A 21,030-nucleotide genomic window follows, 5' to 3' on the forward strand; every position below is an offset into this window, starting at 1 on the left:
CATTAGTCATTTGTAAAGGTTTAGGCATTAGGGCGGGTGAGGTTATCTGTGATTACCGAAAAGCGTAGTAGCGGTCACGACCTGACTTTGTCTTCACACACCTACAAAAAATTAATCTTTACTTTACAAATGGTCTTTTATACCATATTGCAATACCTTTATGCCAAGCTTCCAATAAGTTCAATCGTTACGGATGTACCGAGAAGTTACATAAAATCTTTGACTGGTGTATCATGATAGTGTGAAGCTTTTGTAAAAGCTTAGAATGTCTTTGAACAAGCTAGTAGAGCCATACAGATCTCACATAAACTGCATCTACTCCAGAATAGGTATTCTATTAGGCTAGATAGAAATCTATTCTGCTCCCACCTAGGATGTTTACTATAATCGCTCTGAGGTAGGAAGAAAATAAATGTTACTCATTGTTAAAAATAAGACAAGTCAGCTAAAAAGCGACTAAGTAACAGTACGAGTGCCTTCTATCTGCCCATACGAAGCAGGCATGAAACAGGGTGCATCTTCCTTTGCCTACTCGGTAAAGCCTAATTCTCATGGGGGTTCAATTCTTAATATGACGATTAAGATAGCCAAACCATCAAAAAAATTCTTGTCCAAAGCGCAACCCGCTGATGTTGGAATCTGGCTGTTTTTGCTGCTAATAGCTTCTGAGAGCTTCTTTGACGCCGAAGTTCTAACTTAAGGAAGATAATACAACGTTTATTTAATTATTGTCAAGTTTTTCTCAAGACAAAAACTTAAGTAAACTTTTGGCTTTATTCATTTACAACGAAACACATTTTTTATTGGGCGGGTGCCTACCTATTTTAGTTGAAATCCCTTTGTGATAACACGTAATGCAAGCCTCACTTATTATGATTATTCGTTTATTAAGCACGTGCGCTCTTTCTGTCTCTGCATTGGTTATGATGTCTGCTGTCACCAACGCACAGACTACACCAACAACTCCCAATACTCAACCAACAACAACTACCGAAACTCAACCAGCAACGACTACCGAAACTCAACCAGCAACAACTACCGAAACTCAACCAGCAACGACTACCGAAACTCAACCAACAACGACTCCCAACAGCCAACAAGCAACTACACAAAAGATTTGCTCGTACAACACAGTAGAGGGTCTGTTACCTCCACCATCAAGCTCTCAAGGAAACTCTCCACTGTCCTATCTTGCAGAGCAAGGTTTTGTACAAAAGGCTGATGGCTCTTGGCTTTGCTATGCTAGCGATCCCCAAAAACCAGGGCGCTATTACACCCTTTTTAAAGTCCAGCAAGTTAATGGCGCACTCGTAGCAACTTCTTTTCTAGACCGAGGCAGCCTACTTCAAGGACAACGCGATCGCAGCGTCGATTTGTTCATGACGCTTATCCAGAATCATACAAGAGCAAATCCAGACAACCAGCAAAGTATCCAGAGATATTTAACATCCTTCGTTTCCTTGGTTGAAGAAGGTAAGATACAACCTTCACGTCGGGGTTATCTCTTCGACCAACCAAGTCGCGGTCTTGTTTTATATCATCCCGTGACAGGGGGAGATCTTCAAGGTACGGGAATCACGATAAATATCAACTCTCCGCAGAACTTAGCTTCGTCTCCTGCGTCATTAAAGTTTGGGCGTTGAGTTTTTCAATTTACACTACCAAAACTATACCAAGGGTGAATGGAGGTTAAGTTTGTTTAAATCCCGTATTGTCAAAACTGCAATTGCGTTCTCATCATATGCAGCCGCAGTACTAACTGCTCCTCAGCAAGCATTAGCGCAGCTGAATGTCGGGCGTTATGGCATCCAGCCAGGATTAGAGTCAAATTATCTTCAATACCAATTGTCTGGGCGGGATTTGAGTCAAATGAGAGTCATTCCTGCTTGTAATGTTGGTTTTGGTGCGGGGTGCAATAAGGCTGCAACAGTACTTCAACAAATACTAGAATCCAACAACGGACCAAGCTATCAAGAATTGTTAATCCGGGCAGCTGGAGGGGAAGCTAACTTCCGCAATTTTGCCTCCTTCTACGGCAACAATCCCAATCTCTCATTGGTTCCCTATGCCTCATTTTGGGCAAATGACGACCCCTACATTCTGGATGGATACAAATACACTCTGGGACAGACGGTAACTCGCACTCCAGTACAAGGTTTGGGTCAAGTCACCAAAAACTTCTACTGGTCACCAGAAAGAAGTAGTAACTCCGAAAGCCTCCGAGATGGATTGTTGGATTTGAAATACTCTTACGGACGTTTGCTTTTAGAAGAAGTTGCCAAAATTCCCAATGCCCAACAACAAATCCAGTCTTTAGACTTACCACCAGAAGTCAGACAGTTTTATGCAAATCAGACCTCTCAAGGATTGCGTGCATTGGACAATGGCAACCAAACACAGCTCCAACAAAACATTCTTGAAGTACTCTCACGACCATTTACTCCAGAGAGTGCAGCCTTTGGGCGTCCTCCTCTTGGTATTCCTGAAGAGTATGGTTCCTTAACTGGGATCGCTTTACCAGGAGATGTTCTCACAGCTGCTGTACCAGCAGAATTGCCAGTCGGAGAAGCCGCTAGCTTGCTTCCTCCTTATTTAGTTGAAGGAAATGTTGTAGCACAGGCACCACAAGGTGGACGTGGCGGTGGCTTTCCTTTCTGGATTCTTGGTGGTATTCCCTTAGTGGCTCTACCTTTTCTATTTGGCGGTGGTGGGGATGATGATGATTCCTCAGATACAGTAGCTGCAGCACCACCAGATGTTATTCCTCCTGTAGGCGAACAACCACCAGGCGTGACTCCCCCTGGCGAACAACCACCAGGTGTAACTCCTCCCGGCGTGACTCCCCCTGGCGAACAACCACCAGGTGTAACTCCTCCCGGCGTGACTCCCCCTGGCGAACAACCACCAGGGACCAATGACTAATGACCAATGACTAATGACTAATGACTGATGAGTCTCGCTTATCCACGCCGTCAACGGCAGCTCGAAAGCTTAGTAAGAAAATTAGGTCTGTCAATAGCAGCCCCTATAAAGTGGCAATTGCTGGACTTAGCACTGACTCATCCCACTGTCTCTGAGTCAGCTAATTATGAACAACTGGAGTTTGTTGGCGATGCCGTTGTGCGATTGGTGGCGGCTGTTGTGTTGTGGGAAAATTATCCAGATTGTTCGGTAGGGGATTTCGCTGCAATTCGTTCGGTTTTGGTGAGCGATCGCATTCTCGCCCAATTGGCAAGAGAATATGGTTTAGAACTCTACCTGCTTGTTGCTGGAAGTGCTACAGCTGATAAAGTTGGTCAAGAGTCCCGGCTGGCAGATGCTTTTGAAGCAGTTTTAGGAGCACTTTACCTCAGTACTCACAGTCTTGAACTTATCCGCCCCTGGCTAGATCCTCACTTTAAACAACTCACTGGGGAAATTCGTCTCGATCCAGCTAGACTTAACTACAAAGCTGCTCTACAAGAGTGGACTCAAGCACAGTATAAAGTTTTACCAGAATATCGAGTTGTAGAAACAAGTCAACCACAGCACATCCAAGAGCGTTTCCTTGCAGAAGTCTGGCTACACGGGCAAAAATTGGGAGACGGGAAAGGACGTTCTATCAAAGCGGCAGAACAAGCTGCTGCAAAAGTTGCTTTTCTCTCACTTAATACTCAAGAACATGATTAAACTTGCTGTAGTCGGCGTTGGTCGTTGGGGCGTACATTTGCTACGGAACTTTATAGAACATCCACAAGCTGAGATAACAGCAGTGGTAGACCCAAGCCCAGAACGGCTCACAGCAGTGAAACAGCAGTATAACTTAGATGACAAGGTATTACTGACAACTGAGTGGCAAGCAATACAGCAAGTTGCAGGTTTAGAAGCAGTTGTCATTGCGACACCAGCCAGCACTCATTACCCCCTCATTGCCGATGCTTTGAATTGGGGTTACCACGTTTTAGCAGAAAAACCTTTAACTCTGAATCCAGCAGAATGCCAGGAACTTTGCCAACTTGCAGAACAACAGAAACGACAACTGATGGTTGACCATACCTACTTATTTCATCCCGCAGTTGAACGGGGGAAAGCAGTAGTTCAAGCAGGTGAATTGGGTGATTTACGTTATGGATATGCTACCCGTACCCATCATGGACCAGTCCGTCAAGATGTTGATGCTTTGTGGGACTTAGCTATTCACGACATTGCCATCTTTAATACTTGGCTGAATCAATTACCTGTAAAAGTGCAAGCAACAGGTACAGTCTGGCTTCAAGAGAACATAGGGAAGAAGGGACATGGAGATGCTAGCCATCGAGAACTCTCCGTGTCATCTACACCTCAAAAGGGATTAGCAGACCTTGTGTGGGTAACACTCACATATGCAAATAACTTTCAAGCTTATATTCACTTGTCCTGGCTCAATCCCGATAAGCAACGAAGGCTTGGAGTTGTCGGCAGTCTTGGCAGTCTTATCTTTGATGAAATGTCACCTGCATCTCCTTTAACCTTACTACACGGTGAATTTGAACAAAAAGGCAACCGATTTATTCCAGTTAATCAAAGACAACAAGTGCTGGAAATAAAAACAGCAGAACCATTAAAGCAGGTATGCAATAGCTTTATTCATTGCATTTTAGATAATACTCCCTCAGATATTTCTTCTGGTTGGGTAGGCGCAGAATTAGTGCAAATTCTTACTGCCTTGACAGAATCTCTCAACCAAGATGGTAAACCCGTTTTGATTAATGAAAATATGGGAATTGTTCGTAATTAATGAAAATATGAGGATTGTTCGTAGGTTGGGGAGCCACTGCGTTGTGGGGGTTCCCCCCATTGAAGCAAGTGGCGTTTGAGGAACGAAACCCAACACAAACCCCCTCTATTAAGGATTTGGAGCAACTCCAACAAGAACATCCAGAATGGCAAATGGAACTGGTAGACGGGAACATCATTGTTATAAGTCCATCAGATTATGAGTCAGATGAAATTAGCTTTCGAGGATAAGAAGTTTTTTGTGTGGGTTACTTCCCCTGACTGTGCTGTTGCAGTTGCTTGTTCACTCCCTGAAGAAACACCAACATTTTCTGATTCCTTGTCCTCGCCAGAATCATTCAATACAGCGGTATCAATTAAAGGCAAAATAATAGTAATTGTGGTGCCTAAATTGTTACCCTGACTTTCAAGAGTAATAGTGCCACCCATCAGCTCTATTAAATTGCGTGAAATTGCCAATCCCAGTCCCGTACCACCAAACTTACGGGCACTAGCGTCATCAACCATAACAAATGGACGAAAGAGTTTTTGCTGTTGTGCGGGGTCGATCCCTATACCTGTATCTTTAACCTTGACAATGACTATAGATTGACCATCATTTTCCTGAATTTCTATAGTAATTGTAATGCTTCCTTCTTCAGTAAATTTAGTTGCATTACCAATAATATTGATAAGTACCTGTTTTAGCTTTGCCGAATCTGCATTAACTGGAATAGGTTCGTCTAACGACGGAATATTCAATTGCAAACCTTTTTTCTGAACGTTAACAGATTGTATGTTGATAACGTCTTTCAATACTTGTCTGAGATCGATAGGTTCTAGGACTACTGATAGCTTGCCTGCTTCTATTTTAGAAATATCAAGTATATCGTTAATAATACCTAACAAATGAATTGCTGTATCATCAGCACGCTTAAGAAATTCTAGTTCTTCTTCCCGGTCATCACACATCCCTTCTCTAACCAAACGAACACAATTAATAATAACGTTGAGTGGATTTCTGAGTTCGTGGGAAGTTGTAGCTAGAAATTGGGTTTTAACTTGGTTGGCATCTTTTGCTTCTTTCCATGCTATGTCCAGTTCCTCTGCCCAAGCCTTCAGTCGTTCCAACATTTGATGGAGTGCTTGCGCCAATTGGTTAAATTCCCGGATTTGGAAGTTATCAGGAACTGGTTCTGTGGATTGGTTGAGATGAAGATTTAAAGCATAATCTCGCAATTTTTCTACAGGACGTGCCAAATAACGAGCCACATACAGTGAAGCCAAGACACTTGCGCCTATCAAACCAAATGTCAAAATAACTAGAATTATTTTTATTTCTTGAAGACCATAAAGAGCATCATCTAAGCTAGTAACTGATATAACAATCCATTTTTTATTCCGTCCTTTTGTGACAGGGCTGGGAATAGCAGTATAGCCTGCTAATAACTCTTCCCCTTGTTTTTCAAAAAATAGGTGTAAAAAATCCTGCCCTCCGGCTAGAGCATTTTTAACAATACTTTGCAGTCTTGAAGCATCGGCATGCTGTTCTATATTGGTTCCTACGCGGGATGCGATTGGATGTGCCATAATTGTGCCATCATCAGCAATTATGACTGTAGAACCTGTCAGCAATCCCAGCTTACTTTTCATTTTTGGCTGCATTATGACTGATTTAAGACTCAAGACATAACGCATATTCCCTTCGTTATCGTAAACTGGAGCAGATAACATTAACTGCAGATTATTCCGTATATCTCTCTTACCACTTGTTCCGATCTTTGCTGGCAATATTGCTTCAACATTCAAGCCTTCACTAGAAAAAGGAAATTTTAACTCACCAATTTTTTGCGTGCCACAGGTACTAGCAATAATCTCATTATTTTCTGGTTCCGTTAGTTGAATGCACTCTATTTGTTTTGGCAGTAGTCGCACCATTTGGCTGAGAAATCGTTGTACTTCTTGAGGTGAACCCGATTTCACAATTGTTGTTTGACTGGCATTTATTAAGTTGGTTTTTAAAGCTGCACTTGCTTCTACAAGCTTTTCTCCTTTAATGATGGCACTTTCTGTTAAATTTTGCCTAGCTGTTTCCAACAGACTAGAGCGTGCCTTTTTATAAGCTACAATCTCCCCTATCAATAGAACTGGAACTGACAGTAGCAAAATTTTCGACACTAAAATTCTACGAAAGGATGATTGACGGGGTTTAGCCATTGGCAGTCTCTCTTAATTATGTGCCAATCACAGCAGCAACTGTGCTTGAGTCGCTATTGTTCTTGAGTTACAAAATTCCCTATCTTACAACCATATTAAAAATATAAAATAGTTTAATAACAAAAAGAAGCCCTGTATACAAACCCTCATAAAAACATTTGTTGAGGCAACTGTTGTTACACACAAATCATCATGATGAAATCTGGAGATAGAAAGTTTCCAGCATCATATTGAGTAGTGACAACGGTTCTTAGAGGAAACAGAAAAACGCTCAATTCAAATTCATGATGCAATACCGTCCTCATACCACAGTAATTTTAGCAATGAGTGCAGATGGCAAGATTTCAGATGTTAAGCGATCGCCTGCCCGGTTTGGCTCACAAATTGATAAAGCCCATCTAGAAGAACAAATTGCTTTGGCTGATGCTGTTTTATTCGGTGCTGGAACTCTCCGTGCTTACGGTACAACGCTGACCGTATCGCATCCACAACTGCTGCAACAACGAACTCACGCGGGCAAACCTCCCCAGCCGATACATATAGTAACTACAGATTCTGGGAACCTAAATCCGGAAATCCGCTTTTTTCAGCAGAAAATTAGCCGTTGGTTACTAACTACAGGAGCAGGGGCTCTTTTTTGGCAAGAACGTCCAGATTTTGAGCAAATTTTAGTTTTTGAAAAAACCACAGGAGGAATTGACATAAAAGCTAGTTTAGAACAATTGACAACATTAGGCATAAAACGTTTGGCAGTTCTAGGTGGTGGTAATTTGGTCTCCTCCATGCTGAAATCAAATTTAATCGATGAAATTTGGCTAACTATTTGTCCGTTGATTATAGGTGGTGCTGCTGCACCTACACCAGTAGACGGGGATGGATTTTTACCAGAATTGGCTCTTGGACTGGAATTACTGGAAGTTCGCACCATAAAACAGGAAGTTTTTTTGCACTATCGTCTCAAAACATCAGAGCAAAAGTAAAAGACACAAGGATCGGAACTGCATCCGAATCCAGCACCCTATAGTAACAAATCCCCACTTTAGGCAGCAAAGTGGCAAAGTGTTAAAATCTAACAAAACCCGGACTCAAATACAAGTGAAAACATAGAAACCAGATCTTCCGATGCTGAACCCACAGACTTTTTTTATACCAACAAAAATCAATTTTAGCAATGAACTGGCTAGCCCATTTATTTTTGTCAGAAAATAACGTAGAAAGCCGTTTGGGGAATCTCCTTGCCGATGTAGTCAAGGGTTCATCTCGCCAAGGCTTGAACGTTGGTATACAGCGAGGTATTGAGTGCCACCTAGTCATTGACGCTTTTACGGACTGTCATATCCTTGTCAAACGAAGCAAAGGCAGAATTAGCCAAAGATACAAACGCTTTGCTGGAATACTTGTAGATGTCTTTTATGATTACTTTCTAGCAAAGAATTGGTCTGTGTATACAGATATACCTCTTAAAGAGTTTACAACCCAAATTTATGAATCATTTCAAGCTTACTCAGGACAAATACCCGCAACAGTGAGAGAAATGTTGACCCGGATGGCAGAGGAAGACTGGTTGGGGTCTAACCGCCACCTGACTGGTGTAGAAAGAACCTTGACTCGGATATCTCACAGGTTATCGATGCGACTCTCTAGGTCTTTCTCCCTACACTTAGCTGTCAGTGAATTAACAACCAACGAGGGTGAATTGGAAAATGACTTTCTAGAATTTTTCCCAGAACTACTAGCTCACGTACAAAACTGGTATTAGCTATAAAGAACGATAGATTAGTTCAAGGAAAGCAAAGCTATTTTGAGATTTCTTTTCTTTTGGAAACCCCCGATGGTCGAACAATTAAAGCCTCGCGATTCAGTTGCTTGGATTAACAAAATTGCTGAAGTCCCGCAAGATGCGTGGGATGCTTTAGCTTTGCCCCCAGTAAGCAATACCGCCGCTTTCCATGCCAATGTTAGTAGGTGTCTCTAAGCTAGCAACTCCATAGAAAGCTTGTTGAATGAACCAAAATCCCAAAAAGAAGAATGCTGGGACACGAAATGTTGGGAAGAAAAATCCTAGAGGTATTATGCCGAGAATTTCTGCTTGGGGAAACCGAAGAATATATGCTCCCATAACACCAGCGATCGCACCACTCGCCCCCAAAGATGGAATAGCAGAATTTTGTGCAAAGTACCACTGGCTCAAGGATGCTAAAATACCGCAGGTCAAATAGAAAAATAAATATTTGACGTGACCTAACTTGTCTTCGACGTTGTTGCCAAAAATCCATAAAAACAGCATATTGCCGCCCAGGTGCAGCAAACCACCGTGGAGAAATTGGGAACTAATCAAAGTTGCCCACTCTGGTACTGGCTGGTTAACTGGAATACCCGCAAAGCTAGCTGTGAGTTCTCGCGGTACGACAGCAGCTAGGTGTAAAAATCCATCTAATTCTTCAGCAGGCAGACTTGCTTCAAAAAGAAAAGCTATGACGTTGACGGCAATCAGCCCGTATGTAACGTAAGGCGCGATCGCCGTAGGATTATTATCTCTGATTGGAACCACAGATGTTTTTGCCCTATTTGTGAAAAAACCTGCCTCAGAATATCTGATTTTTCCAGAAGTTTCTTCTAACCTGTGACCGAACTCGGAGTTAGAAATCGAGGAGCGGGCAAACAGATAGCGCCCTGGCTCCTTAATAAACTTTCATCGCCCGCTGCATTTCGCGCTGGTCTTGGCGTTTCTTGATATCTTCACGTTTATCGTGAATTTTTTTGCCTTTTGCCAGGGCAATACTCACTTTTACCCAGCCGCGCTTAAGGTACATCTTTAGGGGGACTAATGTCAAACCTTGCTGTTCCACCTTACCAATCAGCTTGCGAATTTCATCTCTATGCAATAGCAGCTTGCGCGTGCGACGCGGTTCGTGGTTAAAATACTGTCCACTTGCGGTGTAGGGAGAAATATGCACGTTAATCAGCCATGCCTCTCCTTCACGAAGTAAGGCATAGCCATCTTGAAGATTTACCTTACCCGCACGAATTGACTTCACCTCGGTTCCCGTCAGCTGGATTCCAGCTTCGTATGTCTCAAGAATTTCGTATAAATACCGGGCTTGACGATTGTCGCTAACGACTTTGTAACTTTCGCTTTTGTTACTCATCTAGAATTTTACTTACCTATAATGTGTCAGAAAAGAATAGTATAAAAAAACAAGTGAGCCTATACAAAAATGTTAAATTAACATAAAATTTTGTCAGAATATTAGCCTTCTCTTACTAATTTAGCTTTTTTATCCTGTTTTTGCTGCTTTGTATTGTTAATTAATCTTTCTCAATGGCTCATGACTCTCAACATAGTTGTATTTAATTAAAGTTTACATACTATCTCCCTTTGTTGTAGGTTAATTCCGTCGCCAAATCAAAATTTATTAGACAATAATCTTGACCCCAATATTCAGGCTTTTCTAGCCCTTGAGAAGACTTAGACATAAAATGTCCATCATCATAATTACCTGGATCAAATTAAATGGTTTGTTTTTGGTCGCGAATCCTGCGGAATTTTGCAATCTTTAATCCTCAAGGAGGATTTGGTTTCTTGTCTTTACCCTTCCCAAAAAACTTTTCTTGACGCTTGGTTTTAGTCCAAGCTGTATAAGCCTAAAACAATGCATTGTCTGAGGCATGGGCTATTTTTAAATTTTTGCACCACCCTGGAATAATTTCTTCTCCGAGCGTTTTACAAAAACTCCTAAAGGCTGTCTTGCCGTGTGTTTTCTTACCTTCAGAGTTCAAGTATTCAAAGCCTTGATACTTGTTTAAATAAGCTATTGCGTTGTTATATACCTGGCGATAAACGTGTATTCTCAGCATCCATACTTTTTTGGTTTCACCCTTTGGATAAACCCTGTAAGTCAGGGTCTTCTTTAATTTTTTGCTTGTACTTTTTGAGTCCATAGAGTTTGCAACTGAATACATGGATGATGGCAAGAACATCTTCCAACATTTCTCGCTCTGGGCTAAGTATGTTGTTGTTGAGAACCAAAACCTTACACCCGCTTCGCTCTGCAAGCCATGCAATCAGATCGAATCCGAACCGACAAAGTCGGTCTTTGTTGGCAACGACAACCATTCCTATGTCCCCTGACAAAACTCGTTCCAATAAGGCAAGCAAGCCTTTTCTTTTGAAATTGAGTCCCGAACCGATATCTTTAATGACTTCACAACCGGGGTAGTTAGAGATAAGAAACTCAATCTGTCGCTCAAGCTCAGACTTTTGACTATGGCTCGAAACTCTGGCGTAGAGAACGGTTGGCTTATCGCTTGGTCGAATATTGATAATTGAATCGATGTCGTACCTTCTTTGACCTCCTTGGGTACGATATGCTTTGATTTTGCCTTCCTTTTCCCAGCGTTCAAGAGTTTTGGAGCACACTCCCAATCGTTGGGCAGCCACTCTTGGTGGTACATATTTGGACATTTCTATGTCTGTGAACTACATCTCAGTATACAGAAGATGTCGGGTTTATTCACGGAATGTTCTAGTTTTTGTACTTCTAGTATTTACTCTTTTGAAAAAGTTGCGATCGTTTTATATATCTCCAGCGTGAGTAAAAATATATGTTATTTTACTGCCCCGGATTGATTTTGTTTGGGGATGGGCTGGATAAAGTTGTGGTTGAACGCGAAAGGGATAGGGACTTTAATTATGAAAAACAACAAACTTACCACCGCAATCAGCGCCAGCGTCATCGGCTTGAGTCTGGCTGTTATGCCCGCGATACCAGCTTCTGCCCAAACCAATAATACGGATTCCGGAGCTACTACAGGCACCACCACAACTGATACAACAAGTTATCGTGGTAATAACGATTTTGATTGGGGTTGGTTGGGCTTACTCGGACTTTTAGGTTTAGCGGGTTTAGCTGGCAGAGGACGCCGCGAAGAAACCACCCGCTATCGTGACCCCAATGCTGTTGGCAGCACTGGCTATAGAGAATAAGAGCTGTAGTGCTTACCGAAGGTTTGCATCGCAGAGAATTTAACATTTTTTACTAGCAAACAAGTCACTCGAAAGCGAGCCTTAGGAGGATGATTCTAAGGCTTATTTTGGTTATTGTCGTAGATGTGACTGCCTACCAACTACCACATCAGGCGCGAATAGCAGATGTAGGGTGGGCACTGCCCACCAACTATCGCATAGGGAGAAAACAGGCGCAACTTCAAATGTCAACTAACTACATTCGGCGGTCAGTGGTTCGTGGCAATGGTTTGTAGTAGCTAGCAATTAAGCCAACCATCAACCACCAGACAGTATTGACTTCAGGGCGGAACCAGACGGTATCAACCGTATTGTGAGCAAGCGTCCCAGTCAGAGCCGCGATCGCACCAATCACCCAAAAACCATCCACACTATTTAATTCTCGCAATCTACGCAGTTGAAGAAAAGCCGTATTAAAAATCACAACGAGCAGCCATAGGAAACTAGCTAAACCAATGAACCCAGTTTCGACAGCTATTTCTAAGAAAATAGAATAGGCGCTTAAAGCACTATAACGGGGAAGTTGGTAAAGAGGGTATATTTTGTTAAAAGCATTGTGACCGGGTCCGATACCAGTGAGAGGGTAATCCTCGATCATCTTAAAAACAGCAGTCCAAACGTTCTTACGAAAGTTATTACTACTATCATTTCTATCAGCAAAAATACTGAAAAAACGTTCCCGAACAGGTTCAACAAATACAATTGCTAGGAGCAGTGCCCCTGTTAAACTACCTAACAGTATCCACAGCGACCACTTGCGCCAGAAAGGGGGCATACGGGTACTTAACCAGAAGTAGAGTAAACCTAACAGAGTCAGAGTTGAGACCACCAATCCAATCCAGCCACCACGACTGAAGGTCAAAACGAGACAGGCACCATTAACAACAAACATTGTTAGTGCTAAAGCTTTGGTCAACCAACTCCGCCATGCAAAAATGGCAACTGCGCTTAAAGCCACCGCAGGCAGAAGGTACCCAGCTAATAAATTGGGATTCCCCAAATAACTGTAAACCCTTGTCGTTTTAGATAAAGGAGACATTGGGTCAACCCAAGTTGCCAAGGGGGGTGCGCCAAAGAACCATTGCCGCATTCCGTATACGCTCACAATCAGGGATATGTGCAAGTACAGCCCAACTAGCCAAGAGCGAAAACCCTCAGACTTGAGCACTCGGGCGCACAGTGCGAACAGCAGCAAATAGAGTGAGAAATTTCTTAAATCCATTAACGCCGCTTGTTTTACGGGTGATAGCGCTGTAGCTACGACAGCAATTCCCCAATAAAGTAGTATCGGCAGATGAATAGGGGTAACGCTAGAAGCATTCGGTGAAGCTGTTTCATCAGATACAGTCAGTAGTAACCAAAATCCCCCACAAGCTACCAATATCAACCCCAAGAGCTCGTTAGCCACAAAAGGAGCAAGCCCATACACCAAACTGAGTAAGGCAGTTGCTATTGTTTCTCCCCATTGCATGAGGATGCTGCTTTGTCGCCAAGAGCGCAACAGCCCCACAACAGAACGGTGTAGGTAACTGGTGGCAAGATATTCTTTTAATGGTAGGTAAGATAAAGTGAATCGTTGCCAGACTAAATTCATATACGACACTACGACACTGTGAATAGTGAGCACTCCCACACAGACCTTCGACAATCATGATAATCCGTGATTTCAAAAAGTTTATGGTGCCGATTGCAAATTGTAAGTTGCTAGTCGTTAATTGTCTATTATTAGTCGTTTTACGAACCACTAACGACTAACCACTAGCGACTAACTCTATATTTGTCAGCCCAGTTCCCAACAATCTGGACAATTTGCAATCCTGATTCAGGACAGTAACTTTGTACTCTCTGCATAAATGCAAAGTCAACCTAAATCAAATGTCGCTAACAGCTTCCACAGTACCTGAATTCATCAATGGTAAACTTAACACATAGCGGTATCCTGATTCTGATGAACCTTGAATTGAAATCTGTCCACCATGAAGCTCTGCTAAATGACAACTGAGTAGCAGACCTAAGCTTTCACGAGACAGAGTTCCAGATGGTTTAGTTGAATTTACACCAGTGACCATAGAAAGGAGATTGGAATTGGAGCTATTCAAGTCTTGTGGCTGCTCGGTCAGTATCGGTAAATCTTCTACCTCTTCCTCCATATTGGAATGATTATTATTAACATTACTATAAGTAGGAGAACTGGGTGTCAACTCAAGCAGTGGCACTAAATTTTTCAGGCGGAAATAAGGATCTACGTCTGTTATGCCGTCACCAAGCCAAGGATGTGATACCCAGACTGTAATATTAAGGGTATTTTCCTTATAAGAAACATGAATGCGAACAACGCTACCCGTAGCAGAAAGTTGAATGACACTAAAGACAAGATGGTATAGAATCTGTCGTACCTTGTCTTTATCTAAAGGTAAAATGCGACTGCGTCCGGGTTCTATAGACAAACGAATATCTTGCTCGCGTCGGTTAGCTGCTTCCTCTAAAGTATTGATAGCTTGTTGACACAGCATTTCAATGTCAACAGGAGCTAAATTAAGCACTAACGGGTTTTCGTCCATTGTCCCCAGTTCAGAAATCTCATTTACCAAGGAAAGTAAATACCGACCGCTGTGCTGGATAATCTCTAAATACTCTCTCTGTTTAGTTGTTAAAGGACCATAAATTTCCCGTCCCAAAACACTAGCCATACCCAGTACGGATGTCAAAGGAGTACGCAATTCTTGAGTCAATTGTGCTAACAGTTCTAATTTGAGTTGATTGGTGGGAATTGTCTCTTTTTGAAAAGTAGTTGGGCTGATTCGGATTTCACTTGTGCTAATGTCTTTGAAAGACCAAGAAGTAGGGGCACTCATGGAAGTACTGTTGTTTGAGTTTGCTTGCAGCAGTCGGGGGTTGCCAGGATGACAATGATGGGTGGGCATTTTACGGAACAAATGCCGTTTAAATCGGTTTACATCCACGGGTTGGTGCTGGATGAGAACGGCAAAAAAATGTCTAAGTCGGCTGGGAATGGCATCGACCCACTGCTACTAATTGACAAGTACGGTACCGATGCATTGCGTTATACCCTTATTAAGGAAGTCGCAGGTGCAGGTCAAGACATTCGGCTGGATTACAATCGCAAAACAGATGAATCGCCATCGGTGGAAGCAGCCCGCAATTTTGCAAACAAATTGTGGAATGCAGCTCGGTTTGTGATGATGAATTTGGATGGACAAACTCCCCAACAACTGGGTAAACCATTCAGTACGGAACTGAGCGATCGCTGGATTCTCTCCCGCTACAATCAAGTCATCAAACAAACAAATGACTACTTTAGTCAATACGGCTTAGGTGAAGCAGCAAAAGGGCTTTATGAATTTATTTGGGGCGACTTCTGTGACTGGTACATTGAACTAGTAAAATCTCGTTTACAGAAAGACGCTGACCCAGCATCTCGTCGTGTCGCACAACAAACCCTTGCCCATGTTCTAGAGGGGATTCTGAAATTACTTCATCCCTTCATGCCTCACATTACTGAGGAAATTTGGCAGACCCTGACTCAGCAGCCAGCAGATTCCAAACAAAGTTTGTCCTTACAACGTTATCCAGAAATTGAGGCGAATTCAATTGACTCGGCTCTGGAGGAACAGTTTGAATTGCTGTTTGGTACGATTCGCATAATTCGCAACTTGAGGGCGGAAGCAGAGATTAAGCCTGGGGCGAAAGTCACGGTAAATTTACAAAGCGAAAGCGACAAAGAACGGCAAATTCTCAATGCAGGACAGCCTTATATTAAAGATTTGGCTAAGGTTGAGAATTTAACTATTGCCACCGAGCAAAAGAAAGAGACGGTAGCTAGTAGAAAATCTCAGATAAATTGGGGACAAATAGCCGCGATTGTCGGAGTGATTTACTTGTTTAAACTTGGTCTTGCAGTGGCTGATGCTGTAGATGATATCCCCTTAATTGGAACTTTCTTTGAAGTCGTTGGTTTGGGTTATTCAGCGTGGTTTGCTTCCCAAAATTTATTGTTTGCTGAAGCAAGACAAAAATTTTGGGCGCAGTGGTTCCCACCCAATGAAACCCAAAATCAGCCGCAAATCGCAGCCCAAGAGCCACAAGAACCAGAACAAGCGATCGCTGGTGTTGTTGGTACAGTACAAGTGGTTATTCCGCTCAAGGGGGTTGTCGATGTTGATGCACTGCGTGCCAAGTTAGAGAGAAGCCTGAGCAAAGCAGAAAGCGAAGCTCAGTCCTTACGTGGAAGGCTTAGCAACTCCAAGTTTGTAGATAAAGCACCACCAGAAGTGGTACAAGGAGCGCGAGATGCTTTGGCAGAGGCTGAAAAACAAGCAGAGATTTTACGCGATCGACTTCGTGGGTTAGCATAGCAATCAAGTAAATTGCTATGCTAAAACCCAAACAACCGTCATGCTTTATCTAGCTCAGGTGCATAAAAATGACTTTCTAGACCAGCTTCAGTTGCGGTTGTTGGCACGTCAAGAAGCTGAAAGTATGTGGGCGCTCATCCCAGAGGAAGCTTTTATTCTTTTGGGGAAAGGCAACACTTTAACAGAGAAACTACTTGTTTTAGTGGAGCTTTCGCCCACAGGTGATATCGAAAGCTTAGAAGAAGCCACAAATTGGGTGCTGGATTTAGTCCAAACCTATCTTGCCACTGGTATCACTCCGGATTTCTTGCAACAGGAAGCCGAACGGGCAGAACAGTGGCGACAAAACTTAACGTTGCAAAATCAAGACCTCGCCCGTCGTTCTTTAGAGCTGGAAGCCCGTAGAGAGCAAATTCAAGCACTCGAAGAAAGCCTGAAACGGGAGAAAAACGGTGTTAAGGATGAAGGCGCTGGATCTTAGACGTAGAAAATAAAGAATCTGTAGGTTGGGTTGAGGAACGAAACCCAACACAGTTTTCTCAATGCGATCGCAAAAAACAATTTTCCATTTGTTACGTTAAGGAACGAAAACCAACACAGTTTTCTCAATGCGATCGCAAAAAACAATTTTCCATTTGTTACGTTAAGGAACGAAACCCAACACAGTTTTCCTCAATGCGATCGCAAAAAACAATTTTCCATTTGTTACGTTGAGTCACGAAACCCAACACATTTTCCATTGGTTGGATTTTCTTTTAATGCTAAGTGCGATCGCAAGCCACAATTTTAGATTTGTTGGGTTTCGCAATGCAAAGCGCGATCGCAAGCCACAATTTTAGATTTGTTGGGTTTCGCGCTTCGCTCAACCCAACCTACTTTGGTTTATTTAACAGGTGGTAATGCTAACCTAACAGGCTGGTTTACAATACCATCATCATTCCTATCAACTTCTTCCGATACCTCTGATGCTAACAATTGACGAATCAATTTTGCGATTGCTTTTTGAGCCAACTGGTTAGCTATTTGTTGACCCAAACGCTGCACTCCTGGATTAAACAATAATTGAGTAATTTGAGGTACTAGTTTGGCTGGGTCAAAACCACGAGTCTCTTGAAGAATATTCAAGATACGTTTGATGTGCTCCAAAGTTTGTTGTTGTTCGGTTGTGGCAGATGGAGTTTCATGAATTGCTGTTATCCCGACTCTTTCGCGCAGGAGATATGTAAAGTTATGCAAAATATTTCTACTTGCAGCATCAAGACTTTTGACAATTTCATCTACTAGTTTATCGCGGATAAAAGCGCCGCGTTCGGAAGACAAAAAGTCTACACCTTGGTTAAGTACTAAATTCAAGTCATAGTCTTCATTATTACGGGCATTGCGTAATAAATTTTCTAATCGATTCCAACGGAATTTACCGTCTTTAAACAACAAATCTCGCAAAGACGCTCTTAATTCTGGCGCTGGGTCAGTTAAGAAACGTTTAGCAACATAGGGATAAGCTTCACTAAGAACTTTAAAGTTAGGGTCTATGTAAATAGCGATTCCTTCCAAGGTCACTAAAGAGCGAATAATTAAAGCATAGTATGGTGGAACGCGGAAGGGATACTCATACATTAAAGCCGAAAGATCGTCAGTAATACTTTTGATATTAAATTCGGCTACAGTAGCTCCTTGGGCATTGGCAAACACTTTAGCAAAAGCCGGAACAATTGGAGTTAAATCCGTATCCGGTGACAAAAAATCTAACTTGACGTAATCTTGAGTCAAAGCTTCAAAATCGCGGTTGACAACGTGGACGATCGCTTCAAGCAAACCGTAACGCTGAGGTGGTTTAATTTCGCTCATCATCCCAAAGTCAAGATAAGCCAATTTGCCATCTCGGGTAGCTAACAAATTGCCTGGATGGGGATCGGCGTGAAAAAATCCATGTTCGAGTAACTGGCGTAGCGAACATTGCACGCCGACTTCTATCAAATAACGAGCGTCTACACCTATAGCACGAATTTCTTCTGGCTGGGTTAATTTAATACCATTAATCCACTCCATCGTCAAAACACGACGGTTGGTATAGTCCCAATATATTTTGGGAACGTAAACATCTTTAAGGTGACCGTAGAGTTGAAAAAATCGCTCGGCGTTTTCTCCCTCATGAATGTAGTCCATTTCTTCAAAAATTCGACTACCCAGTTCATCAAGAATACCTGCTAAGTCACTCCGCACTCGTTTGATTTTTTTCTGTCCCCATATAGCCAGTTTTCGGAGTATGTATAAGTCAATAGTAATTCGTTGTCTTAGATCGGGACGCTGGACTTTAACAGCAACTTCTTCACCAGTACTCAGCTTACCTTTGTAAACTTGACCCAAGGAAGCTGCTGCAATGGGTTCGCTTGAAAGTTCGGTATAAATTTCTTCTGGAGGAGCACCAAGTTCTTCTTCTATAAATCTGTATGCAATTTCATTGGGAAAAGGTGGTAGCTTATCCTGTAATTGGGTTAACTCTTCCAAATAGACTGGCGGAACTAAATCCGGTCGGGTTGACAAAGCTTGTCCAATTTTAACGTATGCTGGTCCAAGATTGGTTAGCAGTTTTCGCAACCCACTGGCTCGGTTTCGATCGTTCTTGACATCCACTCCTCGTTTGCTATCCCACCATAACCCAAGAGCAAATGCAATAGTTGGTGCTAAAACAGCGATCGCACGACGCAAAACCCGTAGGGGTCTTTGCTGGTAATACGCTGCTATTTCCCTTGCATTGTAGTGTATTGCTTGAGATTCACGTTGCCTTACTAACACCACCCGCTCTCTGTCCTGGGCTGGTAAGCTAACAACTTCTACTGGTGCATTATTTGTAGGTACTTCTTCTTTAAAAGAGTCCTCGTTTGGTTTGGAAGTAGGGGGAACTGTCTTAACAATCATGAGCTTACCACCGCATCAGAGTCTATATGTTAAATATTGTAACAATCTGTTATCTCAGAAGTCAGCGATCGAAAATGGGCGATCGCTTGCCAATCACGAGATTCAGGTCACTGGTCACCGCTTTATTGGTTACTGTTACCTGTAACCTAATAAAAAAGTTTATCGTCAGCACCAATCTATACGAAAGTCAAACTAAACTAGTTTTGGTACACTCAAGGGGTCTTTGTTTAATGGTACTAAGTACTGCCAATAACTGAGAGGTCATCCTCAGTGTCTCTTGAATTGAAAATATCCGGCGTCTGTCCTCACGGAGAATTTAACTAGATGTTGCTCTCTCTGCGAATAGAAAACTTTGCGCTCATTGACCAACTGCAATTGGAATTTGGCGCTGGGCTCAATGTATTGACAGGGGAAACCGGCGCGGGAAAGTCGATTATCCTCGATGCACTTGATGCTGTACTCGGCGGTAAAGTGTCGAGTCGCGTCATTCGCACTGGTACCAGTCGGGCAATAGTAGAAGCTACCTTTAGCTCTAATTCTGCATTAGGGGCTTGGTTGAGCGAACAGGAAATTGATTTGATGGATGAGAACTCCATTATTCTCAGCCGAGAAATTACCGAAACCGACCGTAACATCCGCAGTCGTTCGCGGGTGAATGGAGTGTTGGTCAATCGACAAGTCATGGGAGGTCTGCGCGATCGCTTAGTAGAAATCACCGCCCAAGGTCAAACTGTACAGGTGGGACAATCTGCCCAAATTCGTGATTGGTTGGATGTTTATGGTGGTGATGCTTTAATCCAAAAGCGTCAACTTGTTGCTACTGCTTTTAGTGCCTATCAACAAGCTCGTATAAACTTAGAAAAACGTCGGACATCAGAACGGGAACGTCTACAACAACTGGACGTGTTGACCTATCAAGTCCAGGAATTAAAAGCTGCAAACCTTAGCGAACCTGACGAATTAGATAAACTCTTACAAGAGCGAGAACGCCTCAGCCATGTAGTGGAATTGCAACAGATGAGTTACAAGGTCTATCAGGCTTTGTATCAAAATGATGATGAAGCTCCAGCAGCAGCCGACCTCCTGGGAGACAGTGAAGTCACTTTGAATGACATGGTTGAATACGATAGCCAGTTACAACCACTGTTAGACATGGTCAGGGATGCTCAAGCAACTTTGGCAGAAGTTGCACGCCAAATTAATGCCTACGGGGAAGGATTGGAAGCCGATCCACAACGGTTGGAGGAAGTGGAAGAGCGAATTCGAGAATTAAAACAAGTTTGCCGAAAGTACGGACCCACCCTTGCAGAAGCTATTGCGTTTTACCAAAGTATCCACGAGCAGTTATCCCAGCTCAATGATAGCGAGCAATCCTTAGAAAGCCTCGAACTGCAAGAAAGGGAATGCTTGTCCATACTGACTCATTTGTGTCAGGAGTTAACTCAATTGCGGCGTAGTGCTGCTACTGCTTTAGAAGCAAAACTTGTGAGGGAACTTAAGCCGTTGGCAATGGATAAAGTGAGGTTTCAAATAGACATTGTTCCCATTCCCCCAACGGCAGCAGGAGCAGATAAAATCACCTTTTTGTTTAGTCCCAACCCTTGAAAAAAGAATGCAACACTTGGATAATACCCCTCCCTCACCCTGACTTTTCACGTGATGTGGAAAAATTAGCGCTCGACCTAACCCCCTAACCCCCTTCCCTTGTAGGGAAGGGGGAGAATTCAAAGCCTCTCAAAAGCAGGAGAGAGGAATGGA

The 21,030-nt window shown here is 42.7% G+C and carries 19 protein-coding genes and 3 pseudogenes; 15 read left to right on the plus strand and 7 right to left on the minus strand.

Annotation, left to right across the window (positions count from 1 at the left end; translation table 11 throughout):
* Positions 1 to 472 precede the first annotated feature (472 nt).
* The 6 genes from ACYRY3_RS07635 (at position 473) to ACYRY3_RS07660 (ending at position 4,986) form a co-directional block, all read left to right on the plus strand.
* On the plus strand, positions 473 to 700 hold the full coding sequence (locus tag ACYRY3_RS07635) for a hypothetical protein (protein ID WP_460201098.1): 228 nt from the start codon (positions 473 to 475) through the stop codon (positions 698 to 700).
* A gap of 172 nt (positions 701 to 872) precedes the next feature.
* Positions 873 to 1,643, plus strand: coding sequence for a hypothetical protein (locus ACYRY3_RS07640; protein WP_460201099.1), 771 nt, complete (start codon positions 873 to 875; stop codon positions 1,641 to 1,643).
* Positions 1,644 to 1,695: 52 nt separating this feature from the next.
* Entirely contained in the window at positions 1,696 to 2,922 is a 1,227-nt protein-coding gene (locus ACYRY3_RS07645) for a hypothetical protein (protein ID WP_460201100.1), read from the plus strand.
* Between the two features lie 27 nt (positions 2,923 to 2,949).
* Entirely contained in the window at positions 2,950 to 3,669 is a 720-nt protein-coding gene (gene rnc / locus ACYRY3_RS07650; RefSeq protein ID WP_460201101.1) for a ribonuclease III, read from the plus strand.
* Positions 3,662 to 4,756, plus strand: a complete 1,095-nt coding sequence (locus tag ACYRY3_RS07655; RefSeq protein WP_460201102.1) for a Gfo/Idh/MocA family protein — start codon at positions 3,662 to 3,664, stop codon at positions 4,754 to 4,756. Before rnc ends, ACYRY3_RS07655 begins: the two co-directional genes overlap by 8 nt.
* Positions 4,757 to 4,770: 14 nt before the next feature.
* On the plus strand, positions 4,771 to 4,986 hold the full coding sequence (locus ACYRY3_RS07660; RefSeq protein WP_460201103.1) for a hypothetical protein: 216 nt from the start codon (positions 4,771 to 4,773) through the stop codon (positions 4,984 to 4,986).
* Here ACYRY3_RS07660 and ACYRY3_RS07665 read toward each other — a convergent pair.
* On the minus strand, positions 4,960 to 6,951 hold the full coding sequence (locus ACYRY3_RS07665) for an ATP-binding protein (protein WP_460201104.1): 1,992 nt from the start codon (positions 6,949 to 6,951) through the stop codon (positions 4,960 to 4,962). The two genes, ACYRY3_RS07660 and ACYRY3_RS07665, sit on opposite strands and share 27 nt — an antisense overlap.
* Before the next feature lie 284 nt (positions 6,952 to 7,235).
* Here ACYRY3_RS07665 and ACYRY3_RS07670 point away from each other — a divergent pair, with 284 nt between their 5' ends.
* A complete protein-coding gene (locus ACYRY3_RS07670) occupies positions 7,236 to 7,931 on the plus strand; it encodes a RibD family protein (protein WP_460201105.1) in 696 nt (231 codons plus the stop codon).
* 191 nt (positions 7,932 to 8,122) lie between these two features.
* Positions 8,123 to 8,710: an acyl carrier protein phosphodiesterase gene (locus ACYRY3_RS07675; protein ID WP_460201106.1), complete on the plus strand. Its 588-nt coding sequence runs from the start codon at positions 8,123 to 8,125 to the stop codon at positions 8,708 to 8,710.
* A 153-nt stretch (positions 8,711 to 8,863) separates the two neighbouring features.
* Here the strand turns inward: ACYRY3_RS07675 and ACYRY3_RS07680 are convergent, their stop codons facing one another.
* The 3 genes from ACYRY3_RS07680 to ACYRY3_RS07690 form a co-directional block, all read right to left on the minus strand.
* Positions 8,864 to 9,502, minus strand: coding sequence for a rhomboid family intramembrane serine protease (locus ACYRY3_RS07680; RefSeq protein ID WP_460201107.1), 639 nt, complete (start codon positions 9,500 to 9,502; stop codon positions 8,864 to 8,866).
* A 130-nt stretch (positions 9,503 to 9,632) separates the two neighbouring features.
* Positions 9,633 to 10,100, minus strand: coding sequence for an SsrA-binding protein SmpB (smpB, locus tag ACYRY3_RS07685; RefSeq protein ID WP_460201108.1), 468 nt, complete (start codon positions 10,098 to 10,100; stop codon positions 9,633 to 9,635).
* A gap of 725 nt (positions 10,101 to 10,825) precedes the next feature.
* The gene (locus ACYRY3_RS07690) at positions 10,826 to 11,416 is read right to left on the minus strand and encodes an IS607 family transposase (RefSeq protein ID WP_460201109.1); all 591 of its coding nucleotides are present in this window, start codon (positions 11,414 to 11,416) and stop codon (positions 10,826 to 10,828) included.
* A gap of 228 nt (positions 11,417 to 11,644) precedes the next feature.
* Between ACYRY3_RS07690 and ACYRY3_RS07695 the strand changes: the two genes are divergently transcribed.
* On the plus strand, positions 11,645 to 11,938 hold the full coding sequence (locus tag ACYRY3_RS07695; protein ID WP_460201110.1) for a WGxxGxxG family protein: 294 nt from the start codon (positions 11,645 to 11,647) through the stop codon (positions 11,936 to 11,938).
* An 89-nt stretch (positions 11,939 to 12,027) separates the two neighbouring features.
* Positions 12,028 to 12,213, plus strand: coding sequence for a hypothetical protein (locus ACYRY3_RS07700; protein WP_460201111.1), 186 nt, complete (start codon positions 12,028 to 12,030; stop codon positions 12,211 to 12,213).
* On the opposite strand, the gene ACYRY3_RS07705 is transcribed toward ACYRY3_RS07700, so the two are convergent.
* Together ACYRY3_RS07705 and ACYRY3_RS07710 are read right to left on the minus strand one after the other, a co-directional pair.
* Positions 12,174 to 13,571 carry an IctB family putative bicarbonate transporter gene (locus ACYRY3_RS07705; RefSeq protein ID WP_460201112.1) on the minus strand — a complete coding sequence of 466 codons (1,398 nt, stop codon included), beginning with the start codon at positions 13,569 to 13,571 and terminating at the stop codon, positions 12,174 to 12,176. The genes ACYRY3_RS07700 and ACYRY3_RS07705 overlap by 40 nt on opposite strands.
* Before the next feature lie 277 nt (positions 13,572 to 13,848).
* Positions 13,849 to 14,868, minus strand: a pseudogene (locus ACYRY3_RS07710) (sensor histidine kinase); the annotation flags it as partial.
* A 3-nt stretch (positions 14,869 to 14,871) separates the two neighbouring features.
* Here ACYRY3_RS07710 and ACYRY3_RS07715 point away from each other — a divergent pair.
* From ACYRY3_RS07715 to ACYRY3_RS07725, 3 genes and pseudogenes are all read left to right on the plus strand, one after another.
* Positions 14,872 to 16,353: pseudogene (locus ACYRY3_RS07715) on the plus strand (class I tRNA ligase family protein); the annotation flags it as partial.
* Positions 16,354 to 16,393: 40 nt separating this feature from the next.
* Positions 16,394 to 16,834, plus strand: a complete 441-nt coding sequence (locus ACYRY3_RS07720) for a hypothetical protein (RefSeq protein WP_460201114.1) — start codon at positions 16,394 to 16,396, stop codon at positions 16,832 to 16,834.
* Between the two features lie 30 nt (positions 16,835 to 16,864).
* Entirely contained in the window at positions 16,865 to 17,143 is a 279-nt protein-coding gene (locus ACYRY3_RS07725) for a hypothetical protein (protein WP_460201115.1), read from the plus strand.
* 92 nt (positions 17,144 to 17,235) lie between these two features.
* Here the strand turns inward: ACYRY3_RS07725 and ACYRY3_RS07730 are convergent, their stop codons facing one another.
* Positions 17,236 to 19,272 (minus strand): ABC1 kinase family protein, encoded by a 2,037-nt coding sequence (locus ACYRY3_RS07730; protein ID WP_460201116.1) that lies wholly within the window; start codon positions 19,270 to 19,272, stop codon positions 17,236 to 17,238.
* On the opposite strand from ACYRY3_RS07730, the gene ACYRY3_RS07735 reads away from it, so the two are divergent.
* Entirely contained in the window at positions 19,271 to 19,417 is a 147-nt protein-coding gene (locus tag ACYRY3_RS07735) for a hypothetical protein (RefSeq protein ID WP_460201117.1), read from the plus strand. The two genes, ACYRY3_RS07730 and ACYRY3_RS07735, sit on opposite strands and share 2 nt — an antisense overlap.
* Positions 19,418 to 19,596: 179 nt before the next feature.
* Positions 19,597 to 20,874, plus strand: a pseudogene (locus tag ACYRY3_RS07740) (DNA repair protein RecN); the annotation flags it as partial.
* Between the last annotated feature and the right edge of the window lie 156 nt (positions 20,875 to 21,030).

Source organism: Scytonema sp. NUACC21 (assembly GCF_054684315.1).

What these genes read in the sequence shown, in the direction of transcription:
- rnc (WP_460201101.1), top strand. Translation starts at nt 2,950, where the DNA reads ATGAGTCTCGCTTATCCACGCCGTCAACGGCAGCTCGAAAGCTTAGTA.
- ACYRY3_RS07670 (WP_460201105.1), top strand. Translation starts at nt 7,236, where the DNA reads ATGATGCAATACCGTCCTCATACCACAGTAATTTTAGCAATGAGTGCA.
- ACYRY3_RS07735 (WP_460201117.1), top strand. Translation starts at nt 19,271, where the DNA reads ATGAGCTTACCACCGCATCAGAGTCTATATGTTAAATATTGTAACAAT.
- ACYRY3_RS07665 (WP_460201104.1), bottom strand. Translation starts at nt 6,951, where the DNA reads ATGGCTAAACCCCGTCAATCATCCTTTCGTAGAATTTTAGTGTCGAAA.
- smpB (WP_460201108.1), bottom strand. Translation starts at nt 10,100, where the DNA reads ATGAGTAACAAAAGCGAAAGTTACAAAGTCGTTAGCGACAATCGTCAA.
- ACYRY3_RS07700 (WP_460201111.1), top strand. Translation starts at nt 12,028, where the DNA reads ATGATTCTAAGGCTTATTTTGGTTATTGTCGTAGATGTGACTGCCTAC.
- ACYRY3_RS07690 (WP_460201109.1), bottom strand. Translation starts at nt 11,416, where the DNA reads ATGTCCAAATATGTACCACCAAGAGTGGCTGCCCAACGATTGGGAGTG.
- ACYRY3_RS07705 (WP_460201112.1), bottom strand. Translation starts at nt 13,571, where the DNA reads ATGAATTTAGTCTGGCAACGATTCACTTTATCTTACCTACCATTAAAA.
- ACYRY3_RS07655 (WP_460201102.1), top strand. Translation starts at nt 3,662, where the DNA reads ATGATTAAACTTGCTGTAGTCGGCGTTGGTCGTTGGGGCGTACATTTG.
- ACYRY3_RS07640 (WP_460201099.1), top strand. Translation starts at nt 873, where the DNA reads ATGATTATTCGTTTATTAAGCACGTGCGCTCTTTCTGTCTCTGCATTG.
- ACYRY3_RS07695 (WP_460201110.1), top strand. Translation starts at nt 11,645, where the DNA reads ATGAAAAACAACAAACTTACCACCGCAATCAGCGCCAGCGTCATCGGC.
- ACYRY3_RS07675 (WP_460201106.1), top strand. Translation starts at nt 8,123, where the DNA reads ATGAACTGGCTAGCCCATTTATTTTTGTCAGAAAATAACGTAGAAAGC.
- ACYRY3_RS07730 (WP_460201116.1), bottom strand. Translation starts at nt 19,272, where the DNA reads ATGATTGTTAAGACAGTTCCCCCTACTTCCAAACCAAACGAGGACTCT.
- ACYRY3_RS07720 (WP_460201114.1), top strand. Translation starts at nt 16,394, where the DNA reads ATGCTTTATCTAGCTCAGGTGCATAAAAATGACTTTCTAGACCAGCTT.